Origin of the sequence: uncultured Thiocystis sp. (assembly GCF_903866365.1) — a bacterium.
Taxonomy (GTDB): domain Bacteria; phylum Pseudomonadota; class Gammaproteobacteria; order Chromatiales; family Chromatiaceae; genus Chromatium.
The window spans coordinates 1-9728 of sequence record NZ_CAIPNF010000252.1 but is presented as its reverse complement, the minus strand read 5'-3'; the positions used below and the strand labels follow the sequence as shown (position 1 = coordinate 9728).

Here is a 9728-nt window from a genome sequence, read left to right as displayed (position 1 = left end):
CTGGGCCGGCCTGCCGACCCGGCTGGGTCAGATCCTTCCCATGGCAGGTGACACAACTGCGTGCCTCCGAACCGTCCGACTTGGGCTCCCCTAAGAGTCTGTTCATAAAGTTCTCACTGAATTACATATGGTTCCTGAACATGGCACCGGCGGAAACCAAGTTTGTGCCTTAAACGCGTGAAGAGCGTAACCGCAACCATTTAATCTCATTAGGAAAACTTTTTGAACAGACTCTAAGCGGATGGGCGCGGCGTCGGATGACGGCGCTGGATCGCGAGGTAGGCGGCACGTTACGCGGTCAGACCTGACCAAACGCTGTCAGCTTCGCTCAGGGATTGGTCAGCAAACAGACCGCATGATGCGCCATGCACACTTCATCGACGACGATTAGCGTGACGTTCGCGCTGGCGACCATGTGGCTGGGTTCAGCGATGCCGGCATCGGCAGCAGGTCACGATGTCGAACCGGATCATGAGCGGGCGCGTCAGGCGCTGAATCGCGGTGAGGTTCAGTCCATCGCTGACATTCTGGCGTTGGTCGCGCAAACCGTGCCGGGAGAAGTGATCGAAGTTGAGTTCGATGACGCGGAGCGTCTTGGCAAGGACTCCTGGTGCTATGAACTCAAAATTCTGGCCCCCGACGGACGTGTTCTGGAGATTCAAGTCGATGCCGCAACGGGACGCATCCTCACCGTCGAAGAAGATTGATATCCAGGCGGTTGAGGACGGAGAGGCCGAACAAGCCGCGCATGACGCCTCAACGCCGGCATGATGGTTCACACAACCTAAAAATTAACTTATGACGAATCGCTTTTATCATCCCAAAATGGCCTCCGCCGGCGCACGGCTCCTCTCCTACGTCGAACTCATCGGCCTCACCGTGATTTCTGTCGCCACCCTCGTCGCGGGCGGCCAGGAGATTGCCGAGATGATCGCAGCTCGCCAGGTGACTCTGGCCGACCTGCTTCTGCTCTTCATCTATCTGGAGGTGTTGAGCATGGTCGCGGTCTATCTGGAGTCCGGCGCGCTACCGGTGCGGATGCCGCTCTATATCGCCATGGTGGCCTTGGCGCGACACCTGATCCTCGATCTGAAAGGACTCCCCGAGTGGCAGATCATCGCTATCGCGTCAGCCGTTCTGATCCTCGCGGGCGCCGTGCTTCTGATCCGCTACGGCCATGTGCGCTTTCCTTACGAAGTCCCGCGCGAAGGCGTTTCGCGGGAGCGCGGGGAGTCATGACCCATCATTGGCGACTGAATCGACACCGTCGTGGCATGAGATGAAATCGATCCTGTTAACGCTCGCCAATGACATCACGATCGCCCGATTGATCCTGGCCTGGGTTGGCCTGGCTTTGATGGCGAGTGATTGCTGGTCCATGGCTTTTCTTCTGCTGTTGGTTGCCGTCATGCTGGATAGTGTCGATGGAGCCGTCGCGCGCAAGCTCGATCAGGTGAGCAGGCAGGGGATCTTTCTGGATGTCATGGCCGATAAGATCGTGATTATCTCCACATTTTTAATGATCGGCTTCAAAATTCAACCGTTCTTTTTTTACCTGGGACTCTTGATGCTGGCAAGAGAATACATCATGGATACGATGCGATCGATTGCCGCCTCCAATCAGATCGTGATACCGGCTGACCGTCTCAGCAAACTGAAGGGGGTGCTGTTTATGACATCCATGCTGCTGATGATCGGCAATCACGCTTTCCTGTCAAACATGGCGGTCAACACGGTCGTGCTGCAACTCAGCGTCCTGATGGCTGTGACCGGCATGATCGTCGCGTCTGTTTCATTGGTGAGATGTTTCATTCTGCATCGCACGGCATTGGAATAACGCCCTGTGCGATGGCAGATGGTCTCATGCGGCGGTCTGCCGCTATTGCTGACACGCCGGGACGTGCGTCGAACTCAGTTCCGAGTCAACCAGAAATCGACCATTTTTCAAAAAATGACGACCAATCAGGATGGGATATGAAAAGCCCTTGCGTTCGGCGAGATTGACACGGTCGGCGATGGCTTGATGAGCGAGGCAGATGGTCATGATAACCACCGGTCGCCGCATCGAACCAGGCGCGCCTTTCTTTTTGATCTTGACCCAATCGACGATGTCTTTTTCCAGCGTGCGGGTGCCACCCGCGCCATCTTGAATCATAAACACGATGCGGTCAGGTTGGGATGGCTGATCACTTTTCATGATTTCAATGATCGTGGCATCCATCGAGGTCAGGCCGGCGCCGGTATCAATCCGCGCGTTCAGCTCGATGTCGATGTCCATCAAACGCACCGTTTCAATGACGCCGATCACAGGCTGAATGGGCTGAATGGGTGCTTGAAGGGAGGCGCAAGGTTGAGTGTCGGTTGCCGCATTCGTCAGCATCGTCGATGCCAGGAGCGCGATGGCTGCAACGGATGGCAAGGCGTGGTGGGAAAGGCAACAACAGCGTGGCGCCATCGGGGGATTCCTCTGAAAACGGGGCCGAGACACCATACGGCCTGACGATTGAATGAATCGGATTGATTGATACGATAGGGGGTGAAGTGACCGTGACCACTTTAAGCGATATTCCAGTTCGTGCGGGCTGCTCCATGCGGCAGGTGCGCGATGCATCCATTGTCGACAGCGTGCTGAAGGAGATTCAGACCTCACTCAGACGGCTCATTGAATCGGGAAAACCGAGCGTGATTGATTTGAGATCGCTGCCGCGCATGCGTTCAGCGACCTATCGATCGCTCAAGGAGGTCTTGTCGACGGGCGAGGTGACCGCCGTGATCGAGGCGGACGTCAGGATCACGGTCAGGGAAACCCAATACCCCGGCGTATGGTGGCTGACTCACGCCCACGAACAGGGCGGCATCGTCACGGAATTCATCGAAATCACCCTGATTCCGGACATCCTGAGACCCCATGCGGCCGACCTGCGCGCGGGGTTGCAACGGCTCGACCAAGCGCTCGCGGTCGCGCGTATTGAACCGCCGGCGACGACGCCCGTTGACCCCATTCAGCCGAGTCAGACGCGAGGAACACGGCCATGACCACAGGGTTACACAAGCCATCCGCCTGGGCGCAGGAACAGGCGCGGACGGACGGGGAGATCATGCTCGACGACGCCACCGCGAAGCGATTGCTCGAACTGGGCATCAGCCGGCGACGTTTCCTGTCTTTCTGCGCGGGCATGGCGTCTCTGATGGCCTTGCCGCAAGCCATGGTGCCGCAACTGGCCGCCGCCGCGACCGCGCGCACCCGACCCTCGGTCGTTTACCTGTCGTTTCAGGAATGCACGGGCTGCCTGGAATCGATGGTGAACTCCTTCGCCTTTCGTGGCGGCACCACCCTCGACAATCTGATCCTCAACCTGATTTCTCTGGATTATCAGGAAACCCTGATGGCCGCTGCTGGTGAGCAGGCCGAGGAACAGCTCAGGACTGTCACGCAAAAATCCGGCTATGTGCTGGTGGTGGACGGATCGATCCCCGCCCAATGGGACAACGGGTATTTCATCAGCGGCGAACGCAGCGGGGTCGCCCGCTTTCGCGATGCCGCGAAAAATGCCCGGTTGATTCTCGCCGTGGGCACCTGCGCCAGCTTCGGCGGACTGCCGAAGGCCGCTCCCAACCCCACCGGCGCGGTCTCCATCCAAACCTTGATGCGCAATCTCGGGATCAGTAAACCCTTGATCAATCTATCCGGGTGCCCACCGATTCCGGAGGTGACGACGGGCGTCATCCTCTACTACCTGGCGCGCGGGATGCCCGATCTGGATGATCTTCGTCGCCCCTCGATGTTTTATGGCGAAACCGTCCATGACGAATGCTATCGCGAGGAATCTTACGAGGACGGTCCCTTGGCACGATCCTTCGATGATGCGGCTGCCCGGCGTGGGGGCTGCCTGATCAAGCTCGGCTGTAAAGGGCCGGTCACGCATAACGCCTGTGCCACGATCAAATGGAATCAGGGCACCAGTTTTCCCATGATGTCCGGACATGGCTGCATCGGCTGCTCGGAGCCGGATTTCTGGGATCGTCTCGATCTGAACGGCCAAAAAGGATTCTATGTCCCGTTGGCCAACGGCGAGGGAGAAGATGAGGGCGAGGACGAGGACGAGGACGAGGACGAGGGCGAAAGCGACGAACGGCAGGAAGCCAAAGGGGAACGCGAGGCCGATGACCACGAGCAGGAGCGCGATGACGATGAACACGATGACTGAGTGCGTTCCGGCCAATTCGATGGCGGTCGGATGGGTCTTGCAAATCGATCTGGAAAGAGACGGCTAGGAGAACAAATATGGCGACCACACCGAATGTCATCATTGATCCCATGACGCGCATCGAGGGCCACTTGCGGATCCAGGCGTATGCCGAACCCGATGGCCAGGGCGGTGGCGTCATCACCAAACCCGGTCTCAGCTCCAGCACCATGGTGCGGGGCGTCGAGGCGATCCTTCTCGGGCGCGATCCGCGTGACGCCTGGGCCTTTACGCAACGCATCTGCGGCGTCTGCACCGTGGTGCATGGGCTGACCTCGGTGCGGGCGGTGGAAAATGCCATTGGCATCAAGGTGCCGAAAAACGCCGACTACATCCGCAATATGATGATCGGCGCCCAATATGTGCACGATCATGTCATGCACTTCTACCATCTCCACGCGCTGGATTGGGTGGATGTCGTCAGCGCCCTGGAAGCCAGTCCAGCCGCGACCGCCAGTCTGGCCAGGACCAACAATCCCGGCCATAAACCCAACCAGGGCCGGCTTCCCGATACCGCCTACTTCCAGACGCTCCTGACCAAGCTGAACGGCATGGTGAGCCGGGGCCAGCTCGGTCTGTTCGCCAATGGCTACTGGGGGCATCCCGCCTACCAACTGTCACCGGAGGCGAATCTGTTGCTGGTCTCCCACTATCTGGAGGCGTTGGGCTGGGCCCGCGAGGTGGTGAAACTGCACGCGGTCTTCGGGGGCAAGGATCCGCATCCCAATCTGGTGGTGGGTGGCATGCCCTGCACCCTGAGCAGCAATCCCGGACGGATCAGCGAAGACGCCGGCGGGACATCGCTCAACACAGCGGGGTTGGCGGTCATCAAGACCGCCATCGCCACCATGAAATCCTTCGTCGATCAGGTTTATCTTCCCGACGTGTGCCTGTTGGCGAGTCAGTATCGGGAATGGGCGCTGATCGGCGCGACGGAAGGAAACTTCCTCTGTTTTGGCGATTTCCCCGATCCGGCGTTGGTCAGGACCGAGTTCAAGGATGGCGCCATCGATTATCCCGCCGGTTATCTGATCCCGCCGGGCGTTATCTGGGCCAGCGATCCCACGCGGCTGCGCCCCTTCGACCCCTCCCTGGTCACCGAAAACGTCGCACATGCCTGGTATCGGGGTTCGACCGCAGGCGAACACCCCTCCGTTGGATCGACGACACTCCACTACACCGGGCCGAAGCCCGATGGCGCGTCGCGTTACATGCTCGACGAATCCCAGCGCTATTCCTGGATCAAATCACCGCGCTATGACGGCGAGCCGATGGAGGTCGGGCCACTGGCCCATATCCTGGCAATGCACGCGCGGGGTACGCTCCCCACCGACAAACTGGTGCGCCGTGCGGTTCAGCAATACTGGACCGATCCAGTCACTCAAGACGGCCTGGGGCTGACTGTCGGGCAACTCAATTCGACGCTGGGACGCATCTTCTGCCGGATGCTGGAAACCAAGATCATCGCCGACCAGATGGCGGTTTGGTATCAACACTATTACAACCACCGGTCGGGGGCCTATTGGAATCCCGAGACCTTCACCCGTCTGACCCAGCCACAGCAGTGGCCCCAGTCGGTCGGTTTCGGTTTCACCGAGGCGCCGCGCGGGGCGCTGGGCCATTGGGTGAGGCTTGATCGCACGTCCGGCCTGATCGCGAATTATCAATGTGTCGTCGCCAGTCAATGGAATGCCGGACCGCGCGACGACCAGGATACCCCCGGCCCCTACGAGCGCGCCCTGGTCGGCCATCGTCTGGTCGATGTCAAGCAACCGCTGGAAGTCCTGCGGACGATCCATAGCTTCGATCCCTGCATCGGCTGCGCCGTCCATCTCATCGACCCGGATGGTCAGCCGCTGATGGAGGTCGATATCAATCATGCCGCCCGCGTGTCACTGGCGCCAGACGCCAGGTGCGCAACCCCAAGTGACGTGCATCCGCCAGGCGTTGGTGGTGTGTCAGACGGAGCATCGCCGACATGAATGCAAACGCTGCGCTGGCACGCTACGGTCTGGTCGCCCAGACCTTTCATTGGTGTGTCGTGCTGCTGCTGATCGGGTTGTTCGTCAGCAACAGCCTGCGCGAGTCCGCGCCGGAGAATGAGGATTGGCGCCTGTTCTGGCTAAATCTGCACATGTCGCTCGGGTTTCTGCTGTGCTTGGTTGATCGGTCTAAGTTTAGTGGGTGCTGGATCCGGCGCACCCGAAACGAGTATGGCATGGGCGTTTCTCCTACCCTTTTTTTATCGCTTTATTGTCTGATCTAAAATTTTGTGGTCCGCGATGCTGATGCGTCGGCGCGGGAAGCGATGGGTTTCGCCGCGCTCTCCCCTTCGTGCGGCTGGCGTTTGCAATGTCGTCTTGTTGTGACCACACTCAGAGCATGAAAGCCCATCCAGAGAGCCGCCATGACCCGTGCCAGTACCTATGTCCGTGCCCGCATTGACGAGGAAACCAAGCGGCAAGCGGCTGAAACCCTCGCCGCCATGGGATTGTCCGTGTCGGATGCGATTCGCCTCCTCATGCAGCGCATCGCTGACGAGCATCGCCTGCCATTCGAGATCAAAGCCCCGAACGCCACCACCCGCGCGGCAATCGCCGAGTTGGAATCCGCCCAGGGTCAACCCTTCGGCAGCGTTGAGGATCTGATGGCGAATCTGCATGCGGACGATTGAACGCGCCTCGGCCTTCGTGAGTGTCATCTGAAGCCCGACTGGCTGTTGATCTACCGCAAATCCGAACCCAATCGGCTCAGACTCGCCCGGCTGGGTTCGCACAGCGAACTGTTTGGGTGAGAGCGGCTCAATCGTCATCCTCACGCTCGTGAGGTTCGTCATCGTTATCCTGCTTGCCCCGGCTACGCTCCCAAAGATCCTGGCGGGTTTGGCTCCTCAGGGTGCCAATGTCCGCATTCCGTCCCTCGTGTTCGTCCCCCTCGCCCTCCTCGGCATCGCCGCTGCGGTGACACTCGACACAGTTCTCGTAATCCTCGATGCCTTCCTCCACATGCTCCGCGCGAATGTTCGAGCGTGAGTGCTCATGACAGCCATAGCAGGTATAGCGACTGTAGTCCTGTTCTACATGGCAGGTGGCGCAGGCGGTCTGGTGATCCTCGTCGAAGCGGAAAAATTGCTCATGGTCGAGGGTGGCCGGTGTCCAGGCCTGCGGCGAATGGCACTGACTGCAATTGGCGACCAGCTCCCGGTGCAGGCTGTCCCCAGGATTGCGGTGACACCCGTTGCACTCGCCGCACAGATTGACTTGCAACAGCTCATGCGAGAACTGGCCGATGGGCCGGAAGGATTGCACGCCCTTGTGATCGCTATGACAGGCGACACAGTCCTGTTCGATCAGATCCTGATGGAAGGGCGTCAGTTTGCGCTCGTGGGCGATCGACAAACCCTTGGTGGTGACCAGGCCGATCTCGGCGGGTTTGTGACATTGTACGCACTTCGCCGGCCGACTCCCGAGGAACGGGGTATGACAGGCGAAGCAATCGGTCTCCAGCGACGCATGGGCGTTGATCAGCTTGCCAGGCTCGACCATCAGGTGCGGATAGACGATAGCGAGCAGTAACAGCAGGACCAGATTCGCGGCGACGACCAAAAAGATGAGTTTCGTCTTCATTATTTCCACTGCCAGAACAGAAAGATGCTGAGGATGTGCGCCAGTCCGAGCACCCCGAAGGCGAGCGTGATCGGGAAATGCACGCTCCGCCATTGCTTCATCAGGTCCACCGTCACCGCGTCCCAGAAGACATCCTGGTCGACCGTCTGACTGCTCGCGCCATCGGCTGCGCAGGCCGTGCGTTTCGCGCTCAAGTCACGCCGCGAGCGGTCCAGCAGGTACTGCCCGGTCATCCCGCTGGCGAGCGTGATCAGCATCGCGATCAGGGCCAGCCAGGGCAGTAGGGTGTAGACATGGATACCGGCGTGCACCAGGATCATCAGCGCCCCAAGCCAAGTCAGCACCTCATGCAGGCGCAACAGCTTCTTCGGCTCGCCGAATCGGATCAGTTTGCGCTTGCGCATCGAATAGAAGAACGACAGCAGGATCAGAATAGTGCCGGGGATGCCCAGATAGCGCCCGATCCAGACCAGATCCAGGAGATGCAGCAGGGCATCGGCGACGGCGGTCGCGACCAGCAGCGACCCGAACAGCGCCAGAAAGGGGATGACGTCCTTGCGAAGAATCGAACGTTTCATGACGGTTCCTATAGAGCCAGAGTCAGGTCGGTGGCCGGTGTCGCGATACAGAGCAGACAATGGCCGGGTTTCACGTCCGCGTCCGGGGTCTGCTGGTAGCTGACCTCGCCGGACTCGATGGCGGTCTGACAGGTGCCGCAACTGCCGGCGCGACAGCCCGAGTCGACCCGGATGCCCTGGTCCTCGGCCAGTTCGAGCAGCGATTCGGCGGCGGGATCCCACTGGACGGTCTTGCCCGATTGGCTGAAACGCACCACCACCGGCGCGCTGACCGCCGTGGGTGCTGGCGCCCGACGCTTGTTCAGCGAGGCGGGACCGAAGGCTTCGTAGTGGATGTCCTCGGGCGCGACGCCTGATGCCTCCAGCGCGGGTACCAACACCTCCATCATGGGCGGCGGGCCGCAGACGTAGAACTCATAACGCCCGAAATGGAGTGTCCGCTGGAGCAACCGGATATCGAGCCAGCCCCGGTGCTGGTAGTCGACGCCGTGGACATCCTCCTCGGAGGGATCCCCATAACAGACCTCCAGATGAAAGCCCGGATAGGTATCGCGCAGGCTTTCCAGGTGCTCTTTCATGATGTGCTCGCCCCGGTTACGCACCCCGTAGAACAGCCAGACCTCGCGCGGATCGGCCCAGTGCGCCAGGGTGTTCAGGATGCTGAGCAACGGCGTGATGCCGATGCCGCCGGCGATCAGCACGATCGGCAGTTCCCCGTCCTCGTTCAGGTGAAAATGCCCCGAGGGCGCCCGAACCGAGAGGCGCGCGCCTTCCTGGATCCGGTCATGGAAATGGTTCGAGGCGACCCCCGGAGGAACATCGGGCTTGCCGGGCGGGGCCGGAACCCGTTTGATCGACACCCGGTAGTGAGTGGCGCGCGAGCGGTCCGACAGCGAGTAGCAGCGCACGACCTGTTTCGTCGTGCTGCCCGCCGGATCCGGCACGTCCAGCTTGAAGGTCAGGTATTGGCCCGGCCGGTAGAGTGGGAGCGGCGCGCCATCGGCGGGAACCAGAGAGAAGGAACAGACGCTGGCATTGCCGTCTTCGATCACCCTGCGCTGGACCACGAAATCCCGCTCGCCAGACCAGGCCGGCGCTCCGGTCAAGGCTGGTGTGGGCAAGGCGTCGAAGGTCTGGTCGGCGACCGTGCCAGCGTTTGGATCCAGCGCACCAACATCGGCTCCTTGCCGTTCCAGCGCGCGGTATCTGGCGCGTTGGCGAGACAGCCCCCAGACCACGAACCCGACGACCTGGCCCAGGATCAAGGTGCCGATCAG

General features: G+C 60.4%; 12 protein-coding genes and 1 pseudogene. 9 read left to right on the top strand and 4 right to left on the bottom strand.

Annotation, left to right across the window (positions count from 1 at the left end; genetic code table 11):
• Window positions 1-392: 392 nt before the first annotated feature.
• From QZY07_RS14110 to QZY07_RS14100, 3 genes are all read left to right on the top strand, one after another.
• Complete coding sequence (locus QZY07_RS14110; protein ID WP_295403876.1) at window positions 393-707, top strand: PepSY domain-containing protein; 315 nt, start codon at window positions 393-395, stop codon at window positions 705-707.
• Between the two features lie 91 nt (window positions 708-798).
• Entirely contained in the window at window positions 799-1239 is a 441-nt protein-coding gene (locus tag QZY07_RS14105) for a phosphate-starvation-inducible PsiE family protein (protein WP_295403873.1), read from the top strand.
• A 40-nt stretch (window positions 1240-1279) separates the two neighbouring features.
• Window positions 1280-1837, top strand: a complete 558-nt coding sequence (locus QZY07_RS14100; RefSeq protein ID WP_295403869.1) for a CDP-alcohol phosphatidyltransferase family protein — start codon at window positions 1280-1282, stop codon at window positions 1835-1837.
• A 42-nt stretch (window positions 1838-1879) separates the two neighbouring features.
• Here QZY07_RS14100 and QZY07_RS14095 read toward each other — a convergent pair whose 3' ends face one another.
• Window positions 1880-2455 carry a RimK/LysX family protein gene (locus QZY07_RS14095; protein ID WP_295403866.1) on the bottom strand — a complete coding sequence of 192 codons (576 nt, stop codon included), beginning with the start codon at window positions 2453-2455 and terminating at the stop codon, window positions 1880-1882.
• A gap of 134 nt (window positions 2456-2589) precedes the next feature.
• Here QZY07_RS14095 and QZY07_RS14090 point away from each other — a divergent pair, with 134 nt between their 5' ends.
• From QZY07_RS14090 to QZY07_RS14065, 6 genes and pseudogenes are all read left to right on the top strand, one after another.
• Complete coding sequence (locus tag QZY07_RS14090) at window positions 2590-3036, top strand: hydrogenase expression/formation C-terminal domain-containing protein (protein ID WP_295403879.1); 447 nt, start codon at window positions 2590-2592, stop codon at window positions 3034-3036.
• The gene (locus QZY07_RS14085; RefSeq protein WP_295403864.1) at window positions 3033-4208 is read left to right on the top strand and encodes a hydrogenase small subunit; all 1176 of its coding nucleotides are present in this window, start codon (window positions 3033-3035) and stop codon (window positions 4206-4208) included. The genes QZY07_RS14090 and QZY07_RS14085 overlap by 4 nt, the downstream gene beginning before the upstream one ends.
• A 77-nt stretch (window positions 4209-4285) precedes the next feature.
• The gene (locus QZY07_RS14080) at window positions 4286-6229 is read left to right on the top strand and encodes a nickel-dependent hydrogenase large subunit (RefSeq protein ID WP_295403861.1); all 1944 of its coding nucleotides are present in this window, start codon (window positions 4286-4288) and stop codon (window positions 6227-6229) included.
• Entirely contained in the window at window positions 6226-6513 is a 288-nt protein-coding gene (locus tag QZY07_RS14075) for a cytochrome b/b6 domain-containing protein (RefSeq protein ID WP_295403858.1), read from the top strand. The genes QZY07_RS14080 and QZY07_RS14075 overlap by 4 nt, the downstream gene beginning before the upstream one ends.
• Before the next feature lie 141 nt (window positions 6514-6654).
• A complete protein-coding gene (locus QZY07_RS14070) occupies window positions 6655-6921 on the top strand; it encodes a type II toxin-antitoxin system RelB/DinJ family antitoxin (protein ID WP_295403855.1) in 267 nt (88 codons plus the stop codon).
• Between the two features lie 9 nt (window positions 6922-6930).
• Window positions 6931-7041, top strand: a pseudogene (locus QZY07_RS14065) (type II toxin-antitoxin system mRNA interferase toxin, RelE/StbE family); the annotation flags it as partial.
• Window positions 7042-7048: 7 nt separating this feature from the next.
• Here the strand turns inward: QZY07_RS14065 and QZY07_RS14060 are convergent.
• From QZY07_RS14060 to QZY07_RS14050, 3 genes are all read right to left on the bottom strand, one after another.
• Window positions 7049-7873, bottom strand: coding sequence for a cytochrome c3 family protein (locus QZY07_RS14060; RefSeq protein ID WP_295403853.1), 825 nt, complete (start codon window positions 7871-7873; stop codon window positions 7049-7051).
• Window positions 7873-8451, bottom strand: a complete 579-nt coding sequence (locus tag QZY07_RS14055; protein WP_295403850.1) for a hypothetical protein — start codon at window positions 8449-8451, stop codon at window positions 7873-7875. Before QZY07_RS14055 ends, QZY07_RS14060 begins: the two co-directional genes overlap by 1 nt.
• Before the next feature lie 8 nt (window positions 8452-8459).
• Window positions 8460-9728: 2Fe-2S iron-sulfur cluster-binding protein (locus QZY07_RS14050; protein WP_295403847.1), on the bottom strand; the 1269-nt coding region annotated here is incomplete at its 5' end.

What these genes read in the sequence shown, in the direction of transcription:
- QZY07_RS14085 (WP_295403864.1), top strand. Translation starts at nt 3,033, where the DNA reads ATGACCACAGGGTTACACAAGCCATCCGCCTGGGCGCAGGAACAGGCG.
- QZY07_RS14105 (WP_295403873.1), top strand. Translation starts at nt 799, where the DNA reads ATGACGAATCGCTTTTATCATCCCAAAATGGCCTCCGCCGGCGCACGG.
- QZY07_RS14090 (WP_295403879.1), top strand. Translation starts at nt 2,590, where the DNA reads ATGCGGCAGGTGCGCGATGCATCCATTGTCGACAGCGTGCTGAAGGAG.
- QZY07_RS14055 (WP_295403850.1), bottom strand. Translation starts at nt 8,451, where the DNA reads ATGAAACGTTCGATTCTTCGCAAGGACGTCATCCCCTTTCTGGCGCTG.
- QZY07_RS14060 (WP_295403853.1), bottom strand. Translation starts at nt 7,873, where the DNA reads ATGAAGACGAAACTCATCTTTTTGGTCGTCGCCGCGAATCTGGTCCTG.
- QZY07_RS14070 (WP_295403855.1), top strand. Translation starts at nt 6,655, where the DNA reads ATGACCCGTGCCAGTACCTATGTCCGTGCCCGCATTGACGAGGAAACC.
- QZY07_RS14100 (WP_295403869.1), top strand. Translation starts at nt 1,280, where the DNA reads ATGAAATCGATCCTGTTAACGCTCGCCAATGACATCACGATCGCCCGA.
- QZY07_RS14080 (WP_295403861.1), top strand. Translation starts at nt 4,286, where the DNA reads ATGGCGACCACACCGAATGTCATCATTGATCCCATGACGCGCATCGAG.
- QZY07_RS14075 (WP_295403858.1), top strand. Translation starts at nt 6,226, where the DNA reads ATGAATGCAAACGCTGCGCTGGCACGCTACGGTCTGGTCGCCCAGACC.
- QZY07_RS14095 (WP_295403866.1), bottom strand. Translation starts at nt 2,455, where the DNA reads ATGGCGCCACGCTGTTGTTGCCTTTCCCACCACGCCTTGCCATCCGTT.